Source organism: Amycolatopsis solani (genome assembly GCF_033441515.1).
GTDB classification, from domain to species: domain Bacteria; phylum Actinomycetota; class Actinomycetes; order Mycobacteriales; family Pseudonocardiaceae; genus Amycolatopsis; species Amycolatopsis solani.
This window is the reverse complement of the sequence record NZ_JAWQJT010000001.1, coordinates 728,726-750,562: the sequence shown is the minus strand read 5'-3', so window position 1 is coordinate 750,562 and position 21,837 is coordinate 728,726. Positions and strand designations below refer to the sequence as shown.

The window sequence follows — 21,837 nt, the reverse complement described above, 5'->3', positions numbered from 1 at the left end:
CCTGGTCGTGCCTTCTAACGGCGGGCGTTCTGCAGAGCCAACCCCCGTGGAGTGGCCCACCGCGTGATCAACGCGAACGCCCCATCGCACAGCAGGGCCAGCAGTACCGCCGCCAGGCCGCCCGCGAAGATCTGGCCGTAGCCCTGGGCGCCCAGGGCGAAGCCGTCGACTATGTAGCGGCCGAGGCCGCCGCCGTCGTTGACGATGGCGCCGATGGCCACCGTCGCGATCAGCTGGAGGAACGACACCCGGGCGCCGGCCAGGATCACCGGGGAGGCCAGGGGGAACTCCAGCCTCAGCATGATCTGCCACTCGCGGTGGCCCGTGCCGCGGGCGGCGTCGACCGTCTCCTGCTCCAGGGACACCACGCCCGCGTACGTGTTGGTGAACAGCGGGGGCATCGCCAGCGCCACCAGTGCCAGCAGGAGCGGCCAGAACGTCGTGTCCAGCTCCCAGCGGCTCGCCAGGAACCAGAACAGGATGATCAGCCCGAAGCTCGGGATCGCGCGGCCGATGTTGACCGCGCTGCTGGCCAGGAACGCGCCGCGGCGGTAGTGGGCGAGCCACAGTGCCAACGGGATCGTCAGCACCGCCGCGATCGCCAGTGCCAGCAGGGAAAACCGGAGGTGCTCCAGCGTCCGGTACGGGACGCCCGCCTTGTCCGTCCAGCTCCAGCGGTTCGGGTCCGCGAGCCACGCGTTCAGCTGGTCGAAGAAGCTCATCGCGCCTTCCGGGTCCAGGGCGCCAGCACCCGCTCGCTGAGCCACAGCAGGAGGTCCACGACCACCGCCAGCACCACCGACAGCCCCACGCCGACGATGATCTCCGTCGGGTTCGGCGTCGCCGTCTGGATGCCGTGGCGGATGAAGTAGCCGAGGCCGCCGAGGCCGAGCATCGACGTCACCGTGACCAGGCCGATCGTCGTCACCGCCGCGACCCGGAGGCCGGCGATCACCACCGGCAGCGCGAGCGGCAGCTCGATCTGCCACAGCAGCCGTCCGCGCGTGTACCCCATGCCGATCGCGGCTTCGCGGACTTCGTTCGGCACCTGGTCGACGCCGGTGACGATGTTGCGCACCAGGATCAGCAGCGTGTACGTCGCCAGCGGGATCACCGCCGACACGAATGACAGCCCGAAGAACGGCACCAGCACGGCGAACGCGCCCAGGCTCGGGATGACGTACAACGCCCCCGCCGCGCTCAGGATGAAGCCGTACGACCAGCGGAAGCGCAGGGACAACAGTGCCAGCCCGATCGAGACGAGCAGCCCGGCGCCGAGCGCGACCCCGGTCAGCGAGACGTGTTCGACCAGGCGCTGGACGATGTCGTCGGCGTTGCGGTCCACCCACTTCCACTGGAAGATCGGCGGCCCGCTGTCGGCGGCCAGCGGCGTCACCGCGCTCAAGTGCACCCGGCGACCTTACCCCGATCGGGCCGTTCGAATTCCGCACGCTGGGAAAATGGACACTTTTCTCTCAACATGTGGGCACTTGTCGGTGGGCGGGGCTAGGGTCCTTTCGTCTGTTCGAGTGACGAGGGAGTGGGATTCGTGCGCTGGTTCCGAAACGCGTCCGTGGTGGCGGTGGCCGTCGCGGCGACGCTCGGTTTGGCCGCCTGTGGGGGTGGCAGCGACAGCGGTGACAAGCCCGCCGCGCAGAGCAAGGGGGGAGCGCCGATCGTCGTCGCGTCCTTCAACTTCACCGACAGCCAGATCCTCGCCGAGATCTACGCGCAGGCGCTGGCGGCCAAGGGCTACCCGGTGACGAAGAAGCTGAACCTGGGCTCGCGGGAGCTGATCTACCCGTCCCTGAAGTCCGGTGAACTCCAGTTCATCCCGGAGTACCAGGGCGCGGCGATCACGACCGGCTTCGGCAAGGAGGCGGGCAAGACCGCGCAGGAGGAGCACGAGCAGCTGGCCAAGCTGTTCGAGCCGAGCGGGGTCGGGCTGCTGGACTTCGCCCCCGCCGAGGACAAGAACACCTACATCGTGAAGTCGGACCTGGCCAAGGAAAAGGGCCTCGCGTCCATCAGCGACCTGAAGAAGCTCGACAAGGTCGTCATGGCGGGCCCGCCGGAGTGCGAGAAGCGCCTGCCGTGCTTCCTCGGCTTCAAGGAGACCTACAAGCTGACGAACGCGACCTTCCAGACCATCCAGGAAGCCGGGCCGCGGGTCGAGCAGCTCAAGTCCGGGGCCGTCACGGTCATCCCGGTCGACTCGGTCAGCCCGCTGACCGGCGACTCGAACTACACGGTGCTCAAGGACGACCTCAACATCGTGCCGACCGAGAACGTCGTGCCCGCGGTGAACAAGAAGGTGCTCGACGAGCGCGGCGCCGACTTCGCGACCGCCGTCAACGCGGTGAGCGCGAAGCTGACGACGGACGTGATGCGGGACCTGAACAAGCGCGTCGACTCCGATGGCGAGAAGGCCGAGGACGTCGCGAAGGACTGGCTGGCGCAGGCCGGTCTCTAAGCCGTCCCGCGGACGACCCAGGCGCTCGCCGAGAGGGGGAGCGAGCCGTCCGGGTTGGTCGGGAGGCGGCTGCGCAGGAGTTCGCGGATCTGGTTCCGGCGGGCCTCGGGGAGCGTCGCGAGGTACGCCGGGGCCGGGCCCTGCGCACCGAGGAACGGCTGCCAGTAGTCGGTGAAGTCGCGGAACACCGTCGGGATCTTGATCTCCCCGACGGATACCGCCGTGAAGCCCGCGGCCGTCCACAGCTTGCCGAGGGGCTCCGGGCGGCACAGCGTGAACCGGCGGCCTTCGTCCAGCTCCGAAACCTTCTCCGGGTCGAGTTCGGCGGCCGCGTCCCAGAAGTGGCGGATCAGCTCCATGCCGCCGGCCAGGTCCCACAGGTACGCCGCGGCCAGGCCGCCCGGCGCGGTCACCCGGGCGATCTCCGCCGCCGCGCGGGCCGGGTCCGGGACGAAGTTCAGGACCAGCCCCGACACCGCCACGTCGAAGCGGTCGTCCGGGAACGGCAGCTCGCGGGCGTCGGCCTGGGTGAACGACACCCGCGGGTCGGTCACGCTCGCGCGGGCCGTCTTCAAGAAGCCTTCCGACGGGTCGGCGCCGACCACCTCCGCCGGATCGGCCGCCGCCAGCACCGCCGAGGTCAGGGCGCCCGTGCCGCAGCCGACGTCGAGCCAGCGGCGGCTCGCCGGGACGTCGAGCCGGCGGACGAACGTCTCCGCGATCCGGCGGCTCCAGCGTCCGATGTAGGCCTCGTAAGCGTCGCCTGACTGCCACATACTCCGAGTACAGCACAGAAAGCGCTGGTCAGTCCTTCGCCAGGGCGTCCGTCGCGGTGTGGCCCGCCGACGTCGCGCGCTGCAGGAAGCCGGCGATCAGCGCCAGTTCCTCCTCGCTGTACCCCGCGCAGAGCTCGTCCATCGCCGTGTTCATCCCCGCGTACAGCCGGAACAGCTCCGCGTTGCGGCCGCGGACCGCGCGCACCGCCACCGAGCGGCGGTCGGCCGCCTCCGGGTCGCGTTCGCGGACGATCCAGCCGCCCTTCTGGAGCCGGTCGAGGATGCCGGTCATGGTCGCCGGGTGCAGGCCGGCCCGCCGGGCCACGGCGCTCGGGCTCAGCGGACCGTGCCGCGCGATCAGCTCCAGGCAGTCCAGGTCGACGTCCTTCAGCGCGAGGTGGGCGCTGACCTGGTGGTTCAGCAGCGACAGCTGGTTGCGCAGCTCCCGGAGCGACTCCTTCACCACCACGGTCGACCGGCGGTGCGAACTCATATGACCCTCGTATCAGTCGGCTCGAAGCAGCCTAACCGCCGAGGGCCATCCGCGTGTACGCCCGCACGTCGGCGTCCGAGTCGGCCCGGCGCGCCTGCAGCCGCGCCGCCACCGCCGGCACCTCCGCCCACTTCCCGAGCGCCTGGACGGCCGCGCGCCGGACGTTCGGGTGCTCGTCCTCCAGCGCCCCGAGCAGCGGTTCCGACGGCTCGGCCAGCGCACCCAGCGCCGTCGCCGCCCCGCGCCTGACCTGCCACGCCGGGTCCGCCAGCGCGGCGAACGCGAGCCGGGCCAGGTCGCCGCCGGTGCCGAGGTCGGCCGCGGCGGTCAGCGCGGCCGCCCGCACGAGCGGGTCCGGGTCGGCGGCCAGCGCCGCCACCGTCCCGGTCGAGCGCGGATCGCCGATCGTCCCCAGCCCGGCCGCCACCGCGACCCGGACCTCGCGTGCCGCGTCGGAAGCCGCGTCCGCCAGCGTGGAAGCGGCATCCAGCGACACCAGGCCGCGGACCGCCTCCAGCCGGACGGCCACCGCCGGATCGGCCGCGGCCGCCGCGAACACCGCGGAATCGCCGAGCCGCAACGCCCGCAGCACGTCCAGGGCCACCGACCGCACGTCCGCGTCGGACACCGCCAGCGCCGACCGCAGCCCCTCGCCCAGCGACGGCGTCGGCGCCAGCACCTCCACCAGTTCACGCAACCCGGCCGCCGCCGCGGCCCGGACCCGCGCGTCGATGTCGTGCAACGCCGTGACCAGCGCCGGGCCGAACCCCTCCGGCGCCGACTCGGTGAGCACCGCGATCGCCGTCGTCCGCACCTCGGCGTCCGGATCGGCCAGGTAGGGGGAAAGCGCCGCGAGCGAAGGCTGTTCCTCCGCCATCGCGACGACTTCCAGCACCCGCGGCGACGAATGCGTCCGCGCCGGCGCCGCCGCGGTGGCCGCGTCCGGTGGCGTGTGGCCGCTGAACGCCGTGTGCGTGCCGAGGACTTCGGGTGCGAAGGACGGCACCGAGAACTCCGGCACCGGCACGACGTAGGGCGTCACCGGCCGCTTCACGAACTCCATCTCGCCGTCCGCGGTCTTGCGCAGGTCCAGGTGCGCCAGCCACGACACGTCGTCGCGGCCCGGGTGGTCGGTCCGGTCGTGGTAGAGCCCCCACCGGCTTTCGGTCCGCACCAGCGACGCCCGCGCCGCCATCTCGGCGCAGTCCCGGATGAACGTCACTTCGGCGCAGCGCATCAGCTCGTGCGGGGTCCGCGCGCCCATGCCGGCGATCTCGCCGGACATCCGGGAGAACGTCTCGAGCGCGATCTCCAGCTTCGCCGTCGTCTTGGGCGGGGCGACGTAGTCGTTGACGAACCGGCGCAGCTTGTACTCCACCTGCTGCTGCGGCGGACCGTCCGGAGTGGACAGTGGCCGGTAGATCAGCTCGTGGGCCGCGGTGATCTGGTCCTCGGGCAAGGGCACGTGCGGGCGCAACGACTCCGAAGCGTGCGCGCCCGCGAGGTCGCCGTAGACGAACGCGCCGATCATGTAGTTGTGCGGCACGCAGGCGAGGTCCCCCGCCGCGTACAGCCCCGGCACTGTCGTGGCGCCGTTCTCGTCGACCCGGACCCCGGACGCCGAATGCCCGCCGCACAGCCCGATCTCGGAGATGTGCATCTCGACGTCGTGCGTGCGGTAGTCGTGGCCGCGGGTGGCGTGGAACGTCCCGCGCGTCGGCCGTTCCGTCGTGTGCAGGATGTTTTCGAGCGCGCCGAGCGTTTCCTCGGGCAGGTGCGTCAGCTTGAGGTAGATCGGGCCGCGGGCCGAGGAGATCTCGCGCGAGACCTCGGCCATCATCTGCCCGGACCAGTAGTCGCAGTCGACGAACCGGTCGCCCGCCGCGTTGACCTGGTAGCCGCCGAACGGGTTGGCGACGTACGCGCACGCCGGGCCGTTGTAGTCCTTGATCAGCGGGTTGATCTGGAAGCACTCGATGCCGGACAGCTCCGCACCCGCGTGGTAGGCCATCGCGTAGCCGTCGCCGGCGTTGGTCGGGTTCTCGTAGGTGCCGTAGAGGTAGCCGCTCGCCGGGAGCCCCAACCGGCCGCACGGGCCGGTCGCGAGGATCACCGCGGACGCGGAAACCGTGACGAACTCCCCGGTCCGCGTGTTGAACCCCACCGCGCCGGCCGCGCGCCCGCCCGAGGTCAGCACCCGCACCGGCATCACGCGGTTCTCGATCGTGATGCGCTCGCGCATGTGCTTCTGCCGCAGCACGCGGTAGAGCACCTTCTTGATGTCCTTGCCTTCGGGCATCGGCAGGACGTAGCTGCCGGAGCGGTGCACGCGCCGCACGGCGTACTCGCCGTATTCGTCCTTTTCGAACTTGACGCCGTACTTCTCCAGCCGCTGCACCATGGCGAAGCCGCGCCGCGCGGTCTGGTACACCGTCGACTGGTCGACGACGCCGTCGTTGGCGCGGGTGATCTCGGCGACGTAGTCCTCGGGTGTCGCCTTGCCCGGGATGACCGCGTTGTTGACGCCGTCCATGCCCATCGCGAGCGCGCCCGAGTGCCGGACGTGCGCCTTTTCCAGCAGCAGCACGTTCGCGCCGTGCTCGGCGGCGGTCAGCGCGGCCATCGTGCCGGCCGTCCCGCCGCCGATCACGAGCACGTCGGTCTCGAAGTGGGTCCGCGTGGACACCGGGGGTGCTTCGAACGTCATGCCGCCACCAGCCCGTCCAGGACCTCGGCGCGCTCGGCCGCGGCGGCGGGTTGGGCGGTCCGCGGGCTCGACGACTCGACGATCTTCGCCAGCCGCCCGTCGCGGGTCAGCACCGCGACCCGGTCGGCCAGGAACAGGGCTTCGTCGACGTCGTGGGTCACGAACACCACCGTCGTCGGCCGCTTGCGCCAGACCTCGACCAGCAGGCGCTGCATCGCCGTGCGGGTCTGCGCGTCGAGCGCGCCGAACGGCTCGTCGGCCAGGATCACCCGCGGCGACCCGGCCAGGGTGCGGGCGAGCTGGACGCGCTGCCGCATGCCGCCGGACAGCTCCCGCGGCAGGTGGTCCTCGTAGCCGCCGAGCCCGACCTGGGCCAGCCAAGACTCCGCTTCGGCCCGCCGCCGCACGCGCGGCACGCGCCGGATGGCCAGCGGCAGCTCGACGTTGCGCCGCACGGAACGCCAGGGGAGCAGCCCGTCGTCCTGGAACACCAGCGCGCGTTCGGCCGAGGTTCCGGTCACCGGCACGCCCGCGGACAGGATCCGGCCCGCCGACACCGGCAGCAGCCCGGCGAGCGCGCGCAGCAGCGTCGACTTGCCGCAGCCGGACGGGCCGGTGACGGCGAGGATCTCCGCGTCGGCGACGTCGAGGTCGATGCCGGACAGCACGGCTCGCTGTCCGTAGTGGACGGTCAGGTGCTCGGTGCGCAGCGTCACGAGTTCTCCCCTCGGGGCAGCCAGCGCGTGGCGCGGCGGCCCAGCAGTTCCACGGCGGCCGAGGTGACCCAGCCGAGCAGGCCGATGGTGAGCATCCCGACGATCACGCCGGGGTAGTCGACGACGGTGTAGGCCTGCCAGGTCCGGTAGCCGACGCCGAACTCGCCGGAGATCATCTCCGCCGAGATCACGCAGATCCACGAAACGCCCATGCCGACGGACAACCCGCCGAACACCCCGGGCAGCGCGCCCGGCAGCACGACGTTCCACAGCACCCGCCGCCGCGAGCCGCCCATCGTGCGGATCGCGTCCTCCCAGACCAGCGGCAGCGCGCGCACGGCGTGCCGGGTCGAGACGACCACCGGGAAGAACGCGGCGATGAAGGTGATGAAGACGATGCCCTGCTCGTTGCTGGGGAACAGCAGGATCGCGATCGGCACCATCGCGATCGCCGGGATCGGCCGCAGCACCTCCAGCAGCGGCTGGACGACGTCGGACGTGCCGCGGGAGCGCGCGATCGCCGTGCCGAGGCCGATGCCGAACACCGCGGCCAGCGCGAAGCCGGTGACGATCCGGCGCAGGGAGTCGAGCAGGTCCTGGTAGTAGACCGCGGTGCCGAGCTGGTAGCCGAGGTCCCGGGCGACTTCGACCGGCGTGGGCAGGCGGTCGAAGTGCAGCCACAGGTCGACGTCGAACGCGGTCAGCAGCTCCCACAGCACGAGCGCGGCGACGACGCTGCCGGCGCGGACGGCGAACCGGCCGAACCGGCGTCTAGGTGGCGCGGGCGGCGCTTCGACCGCGGTGGGTTCGTGCTCGAGGGTCTGGGTCATCGGGACTCCTCCACGGCTCGCGCGTAGCTGACGATCGCGCCGGGGTGCCCGGCGAGGTGGGCGCGGGCGCCGTCTTCGGTGGTGAACGGCAGCAGCGCGCCGCCCGCGTCGCGCACCCAGACGGCCTTGTCCGCGAACCAGCGGGTGCCGGTGGCGGCGTCGGGGACGTAGGCGGCGCGGACCGGTTTCCCCGCGTGCGCTACGGCTTTCAGCAGGCACGCCGGGGTTGCGGCGGGGTGCGTCGCGGGTTCGCCCGCCAGCCACAGCTCACCGGCGGTCCGCGGGTCGGTGACGGCCCGGGAGCACGTCGTGTCGAAGCCGGTGACCGGGGCTGGGTTGTCCAGGGTGGACACCGCGGTGTCGTAGGCCGGGCCGTAGACCTCCCGCAGGTAGCGGTCGTCGACGAACGCGCCGAGGTCGAGCCGCTTGATGTTGCCGATCGACCGCAGGAAGGGCGCGTCGGTTTCGAGCGCGGCGACCAGCGGGCGCTTGAGCGGCAGGTCGAAGGTGACCATGCCGCCGGCGCCGTTGTAGAGGTAGACGACCTCGGGCGGGAGCTTCGTGGCGGACGCGACCTTCAGCGCCGCGTCCATCGGGTGCGCGTGCAGGTAGTCCGTCGCGTCCCGTTGTGCGCGCAGGAATTCCGTGACGACGTCGTGGTGACTGTCCGCATAGGACTCCCGCGCGACGACGCCGTGCCAGGTGGGCAGCTTCAGCGCCGAGCCGTCGTAGAGCAGCCGGGCCTGGTTCGCGAACACCAGCTGCCCCGGCCAGGCGACGAACTGCCCGAGCGCGTCGACCGAGCCGGACTGCAGCCCGGACACGCCGACCGCGGGCGCCTGGTTCTGGATGTGCACGTCGCCCGCGCCGATCCCGATGTCCTCCAGCGCGTGCACGGTGGTGCCGTGGCCGGCCGAGCCGATGCTCGCCGAGATCTTCTTCCCGCGGAGGTCGGCCAGCGTGTGCGCGGGCGAACCCGGCGGCACGACCACCATGTTGAGCGCGCCGAGCAGGTTGTAGCCGGTCGCGGCGATCAGCTTGGTGTGCCCGTCGCCGAACTCCTGCGTGCGGGAACCGTTGATGAGCAAGGGGTAGTCGCCCATCGAGCCGATGTCGATCTTGCCCGCGACCATCTGCGCGGTGATCGGGGCGCCGGTCGAGTAGTCCTGCCACGTGACGTGATAGCGCTTACCGTCCCGTTCGCCGAGCTCGGCGAGCCGCCGCTCGAAGTAGCCCAGCGAGCGCAGCAGCGTGCCCGCGGTGACGGTGTTGATCGTCTTCGACTGGTAGCCGATGACGACGTCGACGTCGCTCGACGACGCCGCGTTCGCGGTGCAGCCCGCGGCCAGCAGCGCGGCGGCGAGGACCAGTCTGACGGCCTTCACCGGAGCAGGTAGGGCATGTTGATGGTCACCGCGCCCGTCGGGCAGCGCGCCGCGCACGGCCCGCAGTACCAGCACTCGTCGACGTGCATGTACGCCTTGTCGGTGTCCGGGTCGATGGCGAGGGAGTCGAGCGGGCACATGTCGACGCAGAGCCGGCAGCCGTCGAGGCACTTCGACTCGTCGATCGTGACCGGGACGTCGACCCGGTTCGGCACGAGGGGCACGGCGGTCTCCTTCAGGAACGGTCGAGGCGGGCCCGCATGGTCAGGCGGTCGCCTCGTAGGCGGATGTACTCGAGGTCGACGGGACGGCCGTCGGCGAAGTGCGTCAGGCGTTCCCACCGCAGCAGCGCGGCGCCCGGCTGGACGTCGAGGACCGCGGCCGTTTCGGCGTCGGCGTTGAGCGCTTCGACGTCGATGTCGGCGTAGCCCAGCCGCTGCCCGGAGGTCTCCTCGATGAGCGCGAAGACGTCCCGCCCGGCGAGGTCGTGCGCGAGCAGCGGTTTCCCGATCTCCGGCCGGAGGTAGGTGAGGTCGAGTGACAGCGGGACGCCGTCGAGCTTCCTCAGCCGCTCGAGGTAGACGACTTCGGAGCGCTCGGGCACGCCGAGCCGGTGCGCCACGGCGGCCGGCGCGGGCACCGGCTCCGCCGCCCGGACGTCGTTGGTGACCTCGCCGTGCTCGCGCAGCACCTCGGCGAGCCCGGCCAGCCGGTTGAGCCCGTGCGGGTACTTGTGCCCGACGACGACCGTGCCGACGCCGGGCAGGCGCGCGATCAGGCCGTCGTCGCGCAGCAGCGCGAGGGCTTCCCGCACGGTGTTGCGGGTCGCCGAGAACGCCACCGTGAGGTCCTCCTCGCACGGCAGCGTCTCGTCGGCCAGCACCTGGCGGCGCAGCAGGTCGGCGAGCTGCCGGGCGGCGTCGGACCGCGTTCGGCGGGATGCTGTGGGCATGGCGGGGAGGATGGCCAGCGCACGTTAACACCGTGTTACGCCACTTCTTTGCCGGTGATCAAGGCCCTGACCAGCGAAAACGGGTGTCCAGAGCGGACTTCCGCCGCTCACTATCTGGGACGTCCGGGCCGCGCGCAGCGGGTGCGCGCCGCGGTGGAATCGTGGAGTCTGTCCGGGAAGCTCGCCAGAAGGAGTGAGATGGGAAAGGTCACGGCCACCGCGGAGCGCACGATCGACGCTCCGGCCGACAAGGTGCGCGCCCTCGTCGCCGACTACGCCGAAACGCGCCCGAAGCTGCTCACCGAGCACTACCGCGACTACGAGGTCACCGAAGGCGGTGTCGGCGCCGGGACCAAGGCGGGCTGGAAGCTGCAGGCGACGTCCAAGCGCGTGCGCGACGTCAAGGCGACGGTCAGCGAGCCGAAGCCCGGCACGCTGGTCGAGACCGACGCGAACTCGAGCATGGTCACCACGTGGACGGTCACCGAAGCGGGCGAAAAGAGCCTCGTTCGGATCGAGACGTCCTGGGACGGCGCCGGCGGCATCGGCGGCTTCTTCGAGAAGACGTTCGCGCCGGGTGGGCTGAAGAAGATTTACGACGGCGTGCTCGGAAAGCTCGACGAGATCGTGTAGCGCGTCACAGACGGAATGTGCGCCCCGGTTAGCTGGTTGCACCCGGAGGAATCCGGGGCGCCTGCCCCGCTTCGACCGACTTGAGGAGTTCGACGGTGAACGCACCCACCCAGGCGACCGAGATCCGGCTCGCGTCCCGCCCGCACGGCGTCCCCACGCACGACAACTTCGAGATCGTGGACACCGAGATCCCCACCGCGGGCGAGGGTCAGATCCTGGTGCGCAACCTCGTCATGAGCGTCGACCCGGCCATGCGCGGCCGCATGCGGGACGTGAAGTCCTACGCGCCGCCGTTCGAGGTCGGCGAGGTCATGTCCGGCGGTGCGGTCGGCGAGGTCGTCGAGTCCCACGTGGACGACGTCAAGCCGGGTGACCACGTGCTGCACCAGGCGGGCTGGCGCACGCACGCCGTCCTCGACGCCAAGCGGTTCGTCAAGGTGGACGGCGACGCCGCGCCGCTGTCGACCTACCTCGGCGTGCTCGGCATGCCGGGCCTCACCGCCTACGCGGGCCTGCTGGAGTCGGCCGAGTTCAAGCCGGGCGACACGGTGTTCGTCTCCGGCGCGGCCGGTGCGGTCGGCTCGCTCGTCGGGCAGCTCGCGAAGCTGAAGGGCGCCAAGCGCGTCATCGGCTCGGCGGGCTCGGCGGAGAAGGTCCGCCACCTGATCGACGACCTCGGCTTCGACGCGGCCTTCAACTACAAGGACGGCCCGGTCGCCGAGCAGCTGCACGCCGCCGCGCCCGAGGGCATCGACGTCTACTTCGACAACGTCGGCGGCGAGCACCTCGAAGCCGCGATCGACGCGATCACCGTGCACGGCCGGATCGCCGTCTGCGGCATGATTTCGCAGTACAACGCCACCGAGGCGACCCCGGCGCCGCGCAACCTCGCGCAGATCATCGCCAAGCGGCTCACCATCCGCGGCCTGCTGGTGCTCGACCACTGGGGCCTGCAGCAGCAGTTCGTCACCGACATCGCGCCGCTGGTCAAGGACGGGCGGATCAAGTACTCGGAGACCTTCGTCGACGGCATCCGCAACGCGCCCGAGGCGTTCCTCGGCCTGCTGTCCGGGGCCAACACCGGCAAGATGCTGGTCCGCATCGCGGACTAGAGCAGTTCGGCCAGCTCCGGCAGCGTCGACGCGGTGCAGGTGGGCGCGGGCGAGCCGGGCAGCGGGTGGACGCCGGGGCGGGTGAGCAACGCCGTCTCGAGGCCCGCGGCCTGGGCGCCCGCGATGTCCCAGTCGTGCGCCGCGATCATCAGCGCCCGCTGCCCGGGGTAGGCGGCCACGACCTGGTGGTACGGCTCCGGCGCCGGCTTGAGCCTGCCGACCTGCTCGGCCGAGAAGATCCGGTCGAGCAGCGGCGCCAGCCCGGCGTTCTGCAGCTGCGCTTCGGCCGTCGCGAGCGGCGAGTTCGTCAGCGCGACGACGGTGTGGCCCTGTTCGCGCAGCTTCGCCAGCCCCGGCTCGACGTCCGGGTGCGCGGGCAGGGAGCGGAGGCCCGCGGCGACCTTCGCGAGGTCCACCTCCCGCCCGTGCCGGGCGGCGACCTCGATCGCGGCTTCGCCGGCGATGCCCGCGAAGTCGCGGTAGCCGCCGGTCGCCGTCACGGTCAGGACGGTGTGGATGGCCAGCCCGAACCACTCGCGCCGCAGCTCGGGGCCACCGATGGTGGCGTCCATCGCGGCCAGGTCGAGCAGGGTCTCGTTGACGTCGAAGACGCAGAGCATGGGTTCAGTATTGCTGGTTGAGCGCTCGTTCGTTGAGGTCCGCGTCCAGGTCCGCCGCCGAGATCGGGAGGGCCATCTGGTCGCGCAGGATCGTGCCGAGCGAAGGCAGCGTCGACCGTTCCGGCCAGGTCGCCGGGTCCCACAGCGACGACCGCAGGAACGCCTTCGCGCAGTGCATGTACAGCTCTTCGACCTCGACGACCACCGCGAGCTTCGGCCGCTTCCCCTGCACGACCAGGTCGTCGAAGAACGGCGCGTCCGACACCAGCTTCGCGCGGCCGTTCACCCGGAGCGTCTCGTTCATCCCCGGAACCAGGAACAGCAGGCCGGCGTGCGGGTTGTCGACGATGTTCCGGAAGCTGTCGATCAGCTTGTTGCCCGGGCGGTCGGCGAGCACCAGCGTCTTGTCGTCGAGCACCAGCACCGAACCCGCCGGGTCGCCGCGCGGGGAGACGTCGCAGGTGCCTTCGGGCGACGACGTGGCCAGCAGCACGAACGGCGAGTGCTCGATGAGCGTGCGCGCGTGCTCGTCGATCCGGTCGATGATCTTCTTCCGCGTCCGCTCGGACGTCTCGCCGATGACCTCGCGCAGTGCCTCGTGTGAGTCGATGATCCCCATGCGCCCAAGCTAGCGCGTGCCACCGACAGTCCGGCCCGCGATCGCGATCCGCGCGGCTTCGGTGGACTTCTTCACGACCAGGTCGACCGAGTAGCCGTGCTTCACGAAGACGCCGTCGAGCTGGAACGTGCCGTAGCCGTGCGCCTGGGTGAACAGCTGCTCCATCAGCTCCAGCGCCGTCGCCGGGTCCGGGGCGACGGCCAGGCAGCGCAGCAGGAACTCGTCGGTCAGCCGTCGGGTCTGTTCGTGCAGCGGGGTTTGCTCGGGGCCGTGCAGGCCGTCGGCGTAGAGGATGTTCATCCCGGCCCGCCGCTCGATCAGGTAGCGGGTGTAGGCGCCGGCGGCCGCGGCCAGTGCGTCCACCGGGTCTTCGTGCTCGCTCGCCGCCGCGGCGACGCGCTCGGCGAGCTGGCAGGCGATGGTGCAGGCCACCTCCGCGAGCAGGCTTTCGCGGTCGGCGAAGTGCCGGTAAGGCGCGCCGGGGCTGACCTTCGCCCGGCGTGCGACCTCCGCCACGGAGAAGCCGGCGAGGCCCTGCTCCGCGATGAGGTCCAGTGACACGCGCACGAGCTCGCCGCGGAGATCGCCGTGGTGGTACTTGCCGCCCATGACCTGGATCACATCTCTCGTCCGAAATATGTAAGACCCCTCTTACGTAGAACATGTAAGAGGCCTCTTACAGGGTCCAACGGTACTTGAACACGGAGGGTTCCATGAGCACGACCACCAACGCCATCGCCGCTCCGGCACCCGGCGCGCCGCTGGCGCCGGCCACGATCGAGCGCCGCGACCTGCGCGCGAACGACGTCCTGATCGACATCGCCTACGCGGGTATCTGCCACAGCGACATCCACCAGGCCAAGGAGGACTGGGGCCAGGCGATCTTCCCGATGGTCCCGGGCCACGAGATCGCCGGCGTCGTCGCCGCGGTCGGCTCGGACGTCACGAAGTACCAGGTCGGCGACCGCGTCGGCGTCGGCTGCATGGTCGACTCCTGCGGCGAGTGCGAATACTGCCTGGCCGGCACCGAGCAGTTCTGCGTCAAGGGCAACGTCCAGACCTACAACGGCGTCGGCTTCGACGGCGAGAACACCTACGGCGGCTACAGCAACCAGATCGTCGTGAAGGACGCCTTCGTCTGCCGCATCCCCGAGGGCATCAGCCTCGACATCGCCGCGCCGCTGCTGTGCGCGGGCATCACCACCTACTCGCCGCTGCACCACTGGGGCGCCGGGCCGGGCAAGAAGGTCGCCGTGATCGGCCTCGGCGGGCTCGGGCACATGGGCGTCAAGATCGCCGCCGCGATGGGCGCCGAGGTGACCGTGTTGAGCCAGAGCCTCAAGAAGCAGGAGGACGGCCTCAAGCTCGGCGCTTCGGAGTACTACGCGACCAGTGACGAGTCGACGTTCGACGTGCTGCGCGGCAAGTTCGACGTCATCCTCAACACCGTGTCGGCCAAGCTGCCGATCGACGCCTACCTGGGCCTGCTCAAGGTCGGCGGCGCGATGGTGAACGTCGGCGCGCCCGGCGAACCGCTGTCGTACAACGCTTTCTCGCTGCTCGGCGGCAACAAGGTGCTGGCGGGCTCGATGATCGGCGGCATCGCCGAGACCCAGGAGATGCTGGACTTCTGCGCGGAGCACGGCATCGGCGCGGAGATCGAGACGATCTCGGCCGACAAGGTCAACGAGGCCTACGAGCGCGTGGAGAACTCCGACGTGCGCTACCGCTTCGTCATCGACGCCTCGACCATCGGCGCCTGAGCTCCCCGGCTCGTGAGTGTTTAGTCGGGTTAGAACCCGACTAAACACTCACGACCGGCCGCGTCAGAAGACCACGGTGCGGTTGCCGTGCACCAGGACCCGGTTCTCCAGGTGCCAGCGCAGGCCGCGCGCCAGCGTGACCTTCTCGATGTCGCGGCCCTTGCGGACCATGTCCTCGACCGAGTCGCCGTGGTCGACGCGGATGACGTCCTGGTCGATGATCGGGCCCGCGTCGAGGTCCGCCGTCACGTAGTGGCAGGTCGCGCCGACCAGCTTCACCCCGCGGGTGTGCGCCTGGTGGTACGGCTTCGCGCCGATGAACGACGGCAGGAAGCTGTGGTGGATGTTGATCGCGCGGCCCGCCCAGTCGCGGCACAGGTCGGCGGGCAGGATCTGCATGAACCGGGCCAGCACCACGGCGTGCGGGTCGTGCTCGTCGACCAGCTTCCGCACCCGCTCGAACGCGGCTTCCTTGCCACCGGCCGGGAACGGCACGTGGTGGAACGGGATGCCGTGCGCGCGGGTGATGTCGGCGAGCGACTCGTGGTTGCCGATCACCGCGGCGATGTCGACGTCGAGCTCGCCGGACGCGACGCGGCCGAGCAGGTCGTACAGGCAGTGCCCGGCCTTCGAGACCAGAACCACCGCGCGGCGCCGCTCGCCGGTGTCGCTGACCTGCCAGCTCGACTCCGCGGACAGGTCCGCGGCCACCTCGCCGAAGCGGGCGCGCAGCCCGGCGGCGTCGAACGGCAGCGAGTCGGCCCGGACGACCTGGCGGGTGAAGAACCAGCCGGTGTCCGGGTCGGTGTGGTAGGCCGCTTCGACGATCCAGCCGCCGTGCTCGGCGAGGAACCCGGAGATCCGGGCGATGATGCCGGTGCGGTCGGGGCAGCCGAAGGTGATGACGTAGCGGCGTTCGGGAGCGGTCACGTCGGCATTCTCCCCCGTGCTGGTCAGGGGGCCTCGACGGGTGCGAGGTCGCCCGTGACGGACGCGCGGTGCGGCCGGCCCCAGAGCGCGCGGTAGACGTCGTCGGCGGGGCCGTCGACTTCGGCGAGGGGCTCGCCGATGGCCCACGTGCGCTCCGGCGTCGTGACGCGGACGTCGGCCTTCCGGCCCAGGCGCGGGGTCAGGTAGACGAGGAACTCGTCGATGCCGTCGTTCGCGAACTCGGGGGAGAAGCGCGTCGGCGGGACGTCGTCGAGTGCCGATTCCGCGTCGAGGCGGTGGATCGCCGTCTCGTGGGCCATCCGGCGGGTCCAGTCGCCGACCGTCACGGCGAAGCCGGGGTACGGCGAGTAGGCCGGGGTTCCCGGGTCTTGTGCGAGGGCTTCGCGCAGGGCCAGGCGCTGGCCGTCCCACCACCCGAGCACGTCGTCCCACTCCGGCGGGGGTGCCGGTTCGGTGGGCCGGTTCACGGCCAGGCCGATCGCGAAGCAGTGCACCAGCGCGATGTGCGTCACCAGGTCATGGACAGTCCACTTCGGACAGTTCGGCACCGGCGCCGCCGGGCCGGCTTTCAGCGCCGCCCGCTTCAGCGCGTCGGCGTGGACGTCGATCGCTTCGAGCATGGGCCGACCGTAGCCGCCTTCCCGCTTCGATGGCGAAGACCAGACCCAGGCCGAGGCTGAAGGACAGCAGCAGTCCCTTGCCCGGCTCGTCGGCGAAGGCGGCGCCGCCGGCCAGGCCGATCAGCGTGCTGTACACCGCCCAGATCGCCGCGCCGGCGAGGTCGAGCGCGGCGAACCTCGGCAGCGGGTACCCCAGGCTGCCGTTCGCGAGCGAGCTGGCGACGCGCCCGCCGGGCAGGTAGCGCGCGGCGATGATGAGCAGCCCGCCGTGGCGCCGCACCTGGTCCCGCGCCCAGGCGTACCGGCGCTGGCCTTCGGGTCCGCGTTGCAGCCGCTCGATCGCCCGCGGCCCGGCGGCCCGCCCGACGGCGTACCCGAGGCAGTCACCGGCCCACGCGCCCCCGGCCGCGACGGCGGCGAGCAGGGTCAGCTGCGCGGGATCCGGCCCGAGCAGGACCGCGACGGTGACGACCGCCGTCTCGCTGGGCATGAACGGCAGCAGCGCGTCCAACCCGGACACGGCGAAGACGACCACCCACAGCCACGGCGAGCCGAGCGCGCCGCGCAGCAGCTCGGTGACCTGCCCCAGGAGTTCCACGGCTCAATGGTGATCACCGCAGGTCACTTCAGGGTGACGCAGTGGGGTGCGGGTGATGAACGTTCAGGCGGGCGCGACCGAAGCCCAGGGGACCGTCAGCTCGCCCAGGCGGATGCGGGACGGCGGGCCGAGCACCGGCCAGCCGCGGGCGGCCAGCAGCCGGACCGTCTCCAGCCAGCGGGAGCGGGCGCCGAACGCCTGGTGCGGGGCCGCCGTGGCCCAGCAGGTGTCCAGCGCCGACAGCAGCGCGTGGACCCGCTCGCCCGGCACGTTCCGGTGGATCAGCGCCTTCGGCAGCCGCTCGGCGATCGTGGCCGGCCGGTCCAGGCCCGCCAGCCGCATCGACAGCGTCAAGGACACCGGGCCGGCGGCGGACACCAGCACCCACGTCGAGAGCCGCCCGATCTCGTCGCACGTGCCTTCGACCAGCAGGCCGCCCGGGGCCATCGAGGCCAGCACCAGGCCCCACGCGCCCGCGACCTCGTCCTCCGCGTACTGCCGCAGCACGTTGAACGCCCGCACCAGGACCGGCCGCGTGCCGGCCAGCTCGAAGCCGCCGCGGCGGAAGTCCAGCGAGGGCGGCGACGCCGCGGGCAAGGCAGCGGCCACGCGAGCGGGGTCCAGCTCCAGTCCCAGCACCCGGACGTCCGGCCGGACCCGCCGCAGCCAGCGGGCCAGCTCGACCGTCGTCACCGGGGACGCGCCGTAGCCGAGGTCGACGACCAGCGGCGCGTCGGCCGCGCGCAGCAGCCGGGACGTCGTCGGCGCGGTGGCGATCCACCGGTCGACCCGGCGCAGGCGGTTCGGGTTGGTCGTGCCGCGGGTCGGCGCGCCGACCGGGCTCAGGCGGCCTCGGCCAGCCACTTCGCGGTGAATTCGGCTTCGCGCTCCAGCAGTTTCGTGACCTGCTCGGCGATCACGCTCTCCAGCTTCCCGCCGAACAGCGGGATCCGGACCGTCACCTCGCCGCTCGTCCGCAGCACGGTCTTGGCGCCGTTGGCCAGCACCGCCGTCCGCGCGACGATCTCGCCGGGGACCCCGCCGACCTCGACCGACGCCTGGCCCTGGTGGCCCGTGCCGTCGTTGCTCACGCGCCAGGTCTGCGTGCGGGTCACCATCAGGTCGCCCTTGTGCAGCGTCCGCACCGCCGACGGCAGCTTGTCCGCGCTGATGCCCTGCCGCAGCTCGTACCGCAGGTTCGCCTCGGAAAGCTCGTACGACAGCAGCTCGGCGTCGTGCCCGCCGAGCTCCGCCAGCCGGGCCCGCAGCGCGTCCTCGCCGGACACCGCGGCGTACACGGCGGCGACGTCGGCGGCGAACTCAGCACGGTGCTCGATCCGGGATCCCATGAGCCGGACAGTACCGTCAGACGGGTGAACACCGCCCCGACTCCCGCGCTCCCGCAGCTCTCGGCGTACACCACGCTGCGCCTCGGCGGCCCCGCCCGCCGGTTCGTCAGCGCCGTGACCAGCGAAGACCTCGTCGAGGCCGTCCGCGACGCCGACGCGGCGGCCGAGCCGGTGCTGCTGCTCGGCGGTGGCTCCAACCTGGTGGTCGCCGACGCGGGGTTCGACGGCACGCTCGTCGAGGTGGCGAACACCGGCTGGCACCGGGACGGGGACGTCGTCGAGGTCCAGGCCGGCCAGAACTGGGACGCCTTCGTCGCCGGGCTGGTCGAGGCCGGGCTGGGTGGGCTCGAATGCCTCTCGGGCATCCCGGGCAGCGTCGGCGCGACACCGATCCAGAACGTCGGCGCGTACGGCTGCGAGGTCGCGGAGTCCCTGGTCAGCCTCGACCTCTACGACCGCGTGACGCGCGAAGTGCGCACGCTCAAGGCGGACGAACTCGGCTTCGCCTACCGCACCAGCGTCCTCAAGGGCACCGACACCGGCGTCGTCCTTTCGGTCCGCTTCGAGGTCCGCGAAGACGGCCTGTCCGCGCCCATCCGCTACGCCGAGCTTGCGCGCACCCTCGGCGTCGAGACCGGCTCGCGCGTTCCGGCCGCCGAAGCGCGGGAGGCCGTGCTCGGCCTGCGCCGCGGCAAGGGCATGGTGCTCGACCCGGCCGACCACGACACGTGGAGCGCGGGCTCGTTCTTCACCAACCCGATCGTCCCGGACACCGAGGCGGAAGCGGTCCTCGCGCGGATCTCGGCGGCGGTCGGCTCGGAAGCGCCGCAGTACCCGGCCGACGGCGGCACCAAGCTGTCGGCGGCCTGGCTGATCGAGCGCGCGGGCTTCGCCAAGGGGTACCCCGGGCCGGGGAACCGCGTCTCCCTGTCGACGAAGCACACGCTCGCGCTGACCAACCGCGGCGGCGCGACCACCGAAGACCTGCTGTCGCTGGCCAGGGAGGTGCGCGACGGCGTGCACCAGCGCTTCGGCGTCACGCTGCACCCGGAACCACTCTTGATCAACTGCGGCATTTGAGCCGAACCGGGCAACCTGTACGTGTTCAGGACGTCTTTGTCGACATAGGGCGTGGCCACCTGATCGGATGGTCTTTACCTTTCGACGGGTAACGTCGGACGGGCTACCAGCGCTAAGGGCTTGGACCCCGCTGGTTTTGCGGGGGAAACACGGGAGGTTTCGGTGATCGAACGGCGCACGGTCTTCAAGGCCGCACTGGCGGCGGGGGCCGCACTGGTCGCCGCGGCTTGTTCGAGCACGAACGACGGCACCGCGCTGCCCACCGGGGCGGCGGGCGCCGACGGCGAGAGCGCCCAGCCCGTGGCGAAGATCACGGCGGAGCCCGCCGCCGACGCCAAGGACGTCTCGGTTCTGAAGCCCGTCGTGATCAAGGTCGCCGACGGCAAGCTCACCGAGTGCAAGGTGACCACGGACGGCGGCAAGGCCGTCAAGGGCGACACCGCGCCCGACGGGCTCACCTGGACCAGCTCCGAGCCGCTCGGCTACGGCAAGACCTACACCTACACGGCCAAGGCCACCGGCAGCGACGGCAAGCCGGCCGAGTTCACCGGCACGTTCACCACGATCAACCCGGCCAAGCAGGTCCGCGCCACGCTCAACCCGGCGGACAACCAGACAGTCGGCGTGGCCATGCCGATCAGCGTCAAGTTCGCGTCGCCGGTCAAGGACCGCAAGGCCGTCGAGAAGGCCCTGTCCGTGAAGACGGACAAGGACGTCGAAGGCGCCTGGGGCTGGCTGTCCGACAGCCAGGTCGACTACCGGCCGAAGGAGTACTGGCCGCAGAACATCACCGTGAACGTCGAGGCGAAGCTCTACGGCGTCGAACTCGGCGGCGGCGCGTACGGCAAGGCCGACGTCACCACGAAGTTCAAGATCGGCCGCAACCAGGTCGTCAAGATCAGCACGCCCGAGCACCAGATGCACGTCTACCGCGGCGGCTCGCAGGTCAAGAGCTACCCGTGCGCGAACGGCCTGGACGGCGAGGTCGACCGCAACACCCCCAACGGCACCTACATCGTGATGAGCAAGGAGCCGTCGGCGATCTTCGACAACGCGCGCTACGGCTACACGAACGTCAACAAGAAGTGGGCCTGCCGGTTCTCCAACCACGGCGAGTTCATCCACGAGAACCAGGACAACGCGGCCAACATCGGGAAGACTAACAACTCCCACGGCTGCGTCAACCTGCTGGAAGCCGACGCCAAGGACTACTTCGACTCGGCGCTGGTCGGCGACCCGGTCGAGATCACCGGCTCGAAGCTGGGCCCGCCGATGAACTCCGACGTCAAGGACTGGAACTACAGCTGGGCGGCCTGGCAAGGGCTGGGTGCGAAGTAACCCGTGCGCACCGAAGTCGTCGGGCACGGCGGGGTCCGCCTCGGCCTGCGGGTCGAGGGCGCCGAGAACAGCAGGCCCATCGTGTTCGTGCACGGCTGGGCGCAGTCGGCGGGCTGCTGGGCGGCCCAGCTGGCCGATCCCGAACTGACCGAGCGCTTCCGGCTGGTCGCGGTGGACCTGCGCGGCCACGGTGCCTCCGACGTCCCGCTGTCGGGCTACGACGACCCGCGCGCCTGGGCCGACGATCTCGCCGCGGTGCTCGACTTCGCCGGGCCGGACGCGATCGTCGTCGGCTGGTCGTACGGCGGGCTGGTGCTGGCGGACCACATCCGCGTGCACGGCACCGCACGGCTGGGCGGCATCGTGCTCGTCGGCGCCATCACCGAGATCGGCCGCGACCGGCCAGGCGGACGTGTCGGACCGCTGATGCGCGACCACATGCGGGCGATGCTTTCGGACGATCCGGACATCGCGGTCCCGGCGCTCACCGAGTTCTGCCGCGGGATGGCCGCCGGGCCGGTGCCCGGCGCGCTGGCGCAGGCCATGCTCGGTGCGTCTCTCAGCGTGCCGCCCGCAATTCGTTCGGCGCTCTTCCGCCGCGACATCGGCAGCGAAGAAGTGCTGGTCACGGTGGACAAACCGGCTCTGGTCGCGCACGGAACGGCCGACCGCGTGATCGAACCCTCGGTAGCCGAACACGCACTCGGGAAGATTCCGGGTGCCGTCGGGCGTTGGTTCGCTGACGGGGGGCATGCGCCCTTCGCCGAGTCCGCGGCCGAGTTCGACGCGGTACTGCGGCAATTCGCCGAGGAATGCTGAAGT

General features: G+C 71.3%; 25 protein-coding genes. 7 read left to right on the top strand and 18 right to left on the bottom strand.

Annotated elements, in window-relative coordinates; all coding sequences use genetic code 11:
- Window positions 1-14 precede the first annotated feature (14 nt).
- Both SD460_RS03765 and SD460_RS03760 read right to left on the bottom strand, forming a co-directional pair.
- The gene (locus SD460_RS03765) at window positions 15-722 is read right to left on the bottom strand and encodes an ABC transporter permease (RefSeq protein WP_290060344.1); all 708 of its coding nucleotides are present in this window, start codon (window positions 720-722) and stop codon (window positions 15-17) included.
- Window positions 719-1,411 (bottom strand): ABC transporter permease, encoded by a 693-nt coding sequence (locus SD460_RS03760; protein ID WP_290060345.1) that lies wholly within the window; start codon window positions 1,409-1,411, stop codon window positions 719-721. Before SD460_RS03760 ends, SD460_RS03765 begins: the two co-directional genes overlap by 4 nt.
- A 138-nt stretch (window positions 1,412-1,549) precedes the next feature.
- On the opposite strand from SD460_RS03760, the gene SD460_RS03755 reads away from it, so the two are divergent.
- Window positions 1,550-2,473, top strand: coding sequence for an ABC transporter substrate-binding protein (locus SD460_RS03755; protein ID WP_290060346.1), 924 nt, complete (start codon window positions 1,550-1,552; stop codon window positions 2,471-2,473).
- On the opposite strand, the gene SD460_RS03750 is transcribed toward SD460_RS03755, so the two are convergent.
- Genes SD460_RS03750 through SD460_RS03715 form a run of 8 tightly spaced genes read right to left on the bottom strand, consistent with a single transcriptional unit; the run spans window position 2,470 to window position 10,332 of the window.
- Complete coding sequence (locus SD460_RS03750) at window positions 2,470-3,249, bottom strand: class I SAM-dependent methyltransferase (protein ID WP_290060347.1); 780 nt, start codon at window positions 3,247-3,249, stop codon at window positions 2,470-2,472. The genes SD460_RS03755 and SD460_RS03750 overlap by 4 nt on opposite strands.
- A 28-nt stretch (window positions 3,250-3,277) precedes the next feature.
- Complete coding sequence (locus SD460_RS03745; protein WP_290060348.1) at window positions 3,278-3,742, bottom strand: MarR family transcriptional regulator; 465 nt, start codon at window positions 3,740-3,742, stop codon at window positions 3,278-3,280.
- Window positions 3,743-3,773: 31 nt separating this feature from the next.
- The gene (locus tag SD460_RS03740; RefSeq protein ID WP_318305915.1) at window positions 3,774-6,449 is read right to left on the bottom strand and encodes a fumarate reductase/succinate dehydrogenase flavoprotein subunit; all 2,676 of its coding nucleotides are present in this window, start codon (window positions 6,447-6,449) and stop codon (window positions 3,774-3,776) included.
- Entirely contained in the window at window positions 6,446-7,165 is a 720-nt protein-coding gene (locus tag SD460_RS03735; protein WP_290058033.1) for an ABC transporter ATP-binding protein, read from the bottom strand. The genes SD460_RS03740 and SD460_RS03735 overlap by 4 nt, the downstream gene beginning before the upstream one ends.
- Complete coding sequence (locus SD460_RS03730; protein WP_290058032.1) at window positions 7,162-7,995, bottom strand: ABC transporter permease; 834 nt, start codon at window positions 7,993-7,995, stop codon at window positions 7,162-7,164. Before SD460_RS03730 ends, SD460_RS03735 begins: the two co-directional genes overlap by 4 nt.
- Window positions 7,992-9,380, bottom strand: coding sequence for an ABC transporter substrate-binding protein (locus SD460_RS03725; RefSeq protein WP_318305914.1), 1,389 nt, complete (start codon window positions 9,378-9,380; stop codon window positions 7,992-7,994). Before SD460_RS03725 ends, SD460_RS03730 begins: the two co-directional genes overlap by 4 nt.
- Window positions 9,377-9,604 carry a 4Fe-4S dicluster domain-containing protein gene (locus tag SD460_RS03720; RefSeq protein WP_125305754.1) on the bottom strand — a complete coding sequence of 76 codons (228 nt, stop codon included), beginning with the start codon at window positions 9,602-9,604 and terminating at the stop codon, window positions 9,377-9,379. Before SD460_RS03720 ends, SD460_RS03725 begins: the two co-directional genes overlap by 4 nt.
- 11 nt (window positions 9,605-9,615) lie before the next feature.
- A complete protein-coding gene (locus tag SD460_RS03715; protein WP_290058030.1) occupies window positions 9,616-10,332 on the bottom strand; it encodes a GntR family transcriptional regulator in 717 nt (238 codons plus the stop codon).
- Between the two features lie 198 nt (window positions 10,333-10,530).
- On the opposite strand from SD460_RS03715, the gene SD460_RS03710 reads away from it, so the two are divergent.
- Both SD460_RS03710 and SD460_RS03705 read left to right on the top strand, forming a co-directional pair.
- Window positions 10,531-10,965 carry an SRPBCC family protein gene (locus SD460_RS03710; protein ID WP_290058029.1) on the top strand — a complete coding sequence of 145 codons (435 nt, stop codon included), beginning with the start codon at window positions 10,531-10,533 and terminating at the stop codon, window positions 10,963-10,965.
- A gap of 95 nt (window positions 10,966-11,060) precedes the next feature.
- Window positions 11,061-12,077 carry an NADP-dependent oxidoreductase gene (locus tag SD460_RS03705; RefSeq protein ID WP_290058028.1) on the top strand — a complete coding sequence of 339 codons (1,017 nt, stop codon included), beginning with the start codon at window positions 11,061-11,063 and terminating at the stop codon, window positions 12,075-12,077.
- Here SD460_RS03705 and SD460_RS03700 read toward each other — a convergent pair.
- The 3 genes from SD460_RS03700 to SD460_RS03690 are packed head-to-tail and all read right to left on the bottom strand — an operon-like array spanning window position 12,074 to window position 13,925.
- Window positions 12,074-12,697: a haloacid dehalogenase type II gene (locus tag SD460_RS03700; RefSeq protein ID WP_290058027.1), complete on the bottom strand. Its 624-nt coding sequence runs from the start codon at window positions 12,695-12,697 to the stop codon at window positions 12,074-12,076. The two genes, SD460_RS03705 and SD460_RS03700, sit on opposite strands and share 4 nt — an antisense overlap.
- Window positions 12,698-12,701: 4 nt before the next feature.
- Window positions 12,702-13,316 carry a pyridoxamine 5'-phosphate oxidase family protein gene (locus SD460_RS03695; RefSeq protein ID WP_290058026.1) on the bottom strand — a complete coding sequence of 205 codons (615 nt, stop codon included), beginning with the start codon at window positions 13,314-13,316 and terminating at the stop codon, window positions 12,702-12,704.
- A 9-nt stretch (window positions 13,317-13,325) separates the two neighbouring features.
- On the bottom strand, window positions 13,326-13,925 hold the full coding sequence (locus SD460_RS03690; RefSeq protein ID WP_290058025.1) for a TetR/AcrR family transcriptional regulator: 600 nt from the start codon (window positions 13,923-13,925) through the stop codon (window positions 13,326-13,328).
- A gap of 104 nt (window positions 13,926-14,029) precedes the next feature.
- On the opposite strand from SD460_RS03690, the gene SD460_RS03685 reads away from it, so the two are divergent.
- Entirely contained in the window at window positions 14,030-15,079 is a 1,050-nt protein-coding gene (locus SD460_RS03685) for an NAD(P)-dependent alcohol dehydrogenase (protein WP_290058024.1), read from the top strand.
- 63 nt (window positions 15,080-15,142) lie between these two features.
- Here the strand turns inward: SD460_RS03685 and purU are convergent, their stop codons facing one another.
- The 5 genes from purU to SD460_RS03660 all read right to left on the bottom strand — a co-directional run bounded on the left by purU (window position 15,143) and on the right by SD460_RS03660 (window position 18,597).
- A complete protein-coding gene (purU, locus tag SD460_RS03680; protein ID WP_290058023.1) occupies window positions 15,143-16,009 on the bottom strand; it encodes a formyltetrahydrofolate deformylase in 867 nt (288 codons plus the stop codon).
- Window positions 16,010-16,032: 23 nt separating this feature from the next.
- Window positions 16,033-16,650 (bottom strand): maleylpyruvate isomerase family mycothiol-dependent enzyme, encoded by a 618-nt coding sequence (locus SD460_RS03675; protein ID WP_290058022.1) that lies wholly within the window; start codon window positions 16,648-16,650, stop codon window positions 16,033-16,035.
- Complete coding sequence (locus tag SD460_RS03670; RefSeq protein WP_290058021.1) at window positions 16,547-17,248, bottom strand: DedA family protein; 702 nt, start codon at window positions 17,246-17,248, stop codon at window positions 16,547-16,549. The genes SD460_RS03675 and SD460_RS03670 overlap by 104 nt, the downstream gene beginning before the upstream one ends.
- Before the next feature lie 63 nt (window positions 17,249-17,311).
- The gene (locus SD460_RS03665) at window positions 17,312-18,112 is read right to left on the bottom strand and encodes a class I SAM-dependent methyltransferase (RefSeq protein WP_318305913.1); all 801 of its coding nucleotides are present in this window, start codon (window positions 18,110-18,112) and stop codon (window positions 17,312-17,314) included.
- Window positions 18,091-18,597 carry a DUF2505 domain-containing protein gene (locus SD460_RS03660; protein ID WP_290058019.1) on the bottom strand — a complete coding sequence of 169 codons (507 nt, stop codon included), beginning with the start codon at window positions 18,595-18,597 and terminating at the stop codon, window positions 18,091-18,093. Before SD460_RS03660 ends, SD460_RS03665 begins: the two co-directional genes overlap by 22 nt.
- Window positions 18,598-18,621: 24 nt before the next feature.
- Here SD460_RS03660 and SD460_RS03655 point away from each other — a divergent pair, with 24 nt between their 5' ends.
- The 3 genes from SD460_RS03655 (at window position 18,622) to SD460_RS03645 (ending at window position 21,834) form a co-directional block, all read left to right on the top strand.
- Complete coding sequence (locus SD460_RS03655) at window positions 18,622-19,677, top strand: UDP-N-acetylmuramate dehydrogenase (RefSeq protein WP_290058018.1); 1,056 nt, start codon at window positions 18,622-18,624, stop codon at window positions 19,675-19,677.
- Between the two features lie 162 nt (window positions 19,678-19,839).
- Window positions 19,840-21,015 carry a L,D-transpeptidase gene (locus SD460_RS03650; RefSeq protein ID WP_318305912.1) on the top strand — a complete coding sequence of 392 codons (1,176 nt, stop codon included), beginning with the start codon at window positions 19,840-19,842 and terminating at the stop codon, window positions 21,013-21,015.
- A gap of 3 nt (window positions 21,016-21,018) precedes the next feature.
- On the top strand, window positions 21,019-21,834 hold the full coding sequence (locus SD460_RS03645; protein WP_290058016.1) for an alpha/beta fold hydrolase: 816 nt from the start codon (window positions 21,019-21,021) through the stop codon (window positions 21,832-21,834).
- The last annotated feature ends 3 nt before the right edge of the window (window positions 21,835-21,837 follow it).

Excerpts from the sequence above, each read along its gene's own strand:
- SD460_RS03685 (WP_290058024.1), top strand. The coding sequence starts at position 14,030 with ATGAGCACGACCACCAACGCCATCGCCGCTCCGGCACCCGGCGCGCCG.
- SD460_RS03715 (WP_290058030.1), bottom strand. The coding sequence starts at position 10,332 with ATGCCCACAGCATCCCGCCGAACGCGGTCCGACGCCGCCCGGCAGCTC.
- SD460_RS03695 (WP_290058026.1), bottom strand. The coding sequence starts at position 13,316 with ATGGGGATCATCGACTCACACGAGGCACTGCGCGAGGTCATCGGCGAG.
- SD460_RS03710 (WP_290058029.1), top strand. The coding sequence starts at position 10,531 with ATGGGAAAGGTCACGGCCACCGCGGAGCGCACGATCGACGCTCCGGCC.
- SD460_RS03700 (WP_290058027.1), bottom strand. The coding sequence starts at position 12,697 with ATGCTCTGCGTCTTCGACGTCAACGAGACCCTGCTCGACCTGGCCGCG.
- SD460_RS03730 (WP_290058032.1), bottom strand. The coding sequence starts at position 7,995 with ATGACCCAGACCCTCGAGCACGAACCCACCGCGGTCGAAGCGCCGCCC.
- SD460_RS03765 (WP_290060344.1), bottom strand. The coding sequence starts at position 722 with ATGAGCTTCTTCGACCAGCTGAACGCGTGGCTCGCGGACCCGAACCGC.
- SD460_RS03750 (WP_290060347.1), bottom strand. The coding sequence starts at position 3,249 with ATGTGGCAGTCAGGCGACGCTTACGAGGCCTACATCGGACGCTGGAGC.
- SD460_RS03675 (WP_290058022.1), bottom strand. The coding sequence starts at position 16,650 with ATGCTCGAAGCGATCGACGTCCACGCCGACGCGCTGAAGCGGGCGGCG.
- SD460_RS03740 (WP_318305915.1), bottom strand. The coding sequence starts at position 6,449 with ATGACGTTCGAAGCACCCCCGGTGTCCACGCGGACCCACTTCGAGACC.
- SD460_RS03745 (WP_290060348.1), bottom strand. The coding sequence starts at position 3,742 with ATGAGTTCGCACCGCCGGTCGACCGTGGTGGTGAAGGAGTCGCTCCGG.
- SD460_RS03660 (WP_290058019.1), bottom strand. The coding sequence starts at position 18,597 with ATGGGATCCCGGATCGAGCACCGTGCTGAGTTCGCCGCCGACGTCGCC.
- SD460_RS03690 (WP_290058025.1), bottom strand. The coding sequence starts at position 13,925 with ATGGGCGGCAAGTACCACCACGGCGATCTCCGCGGCGAGCTCGTGCGC.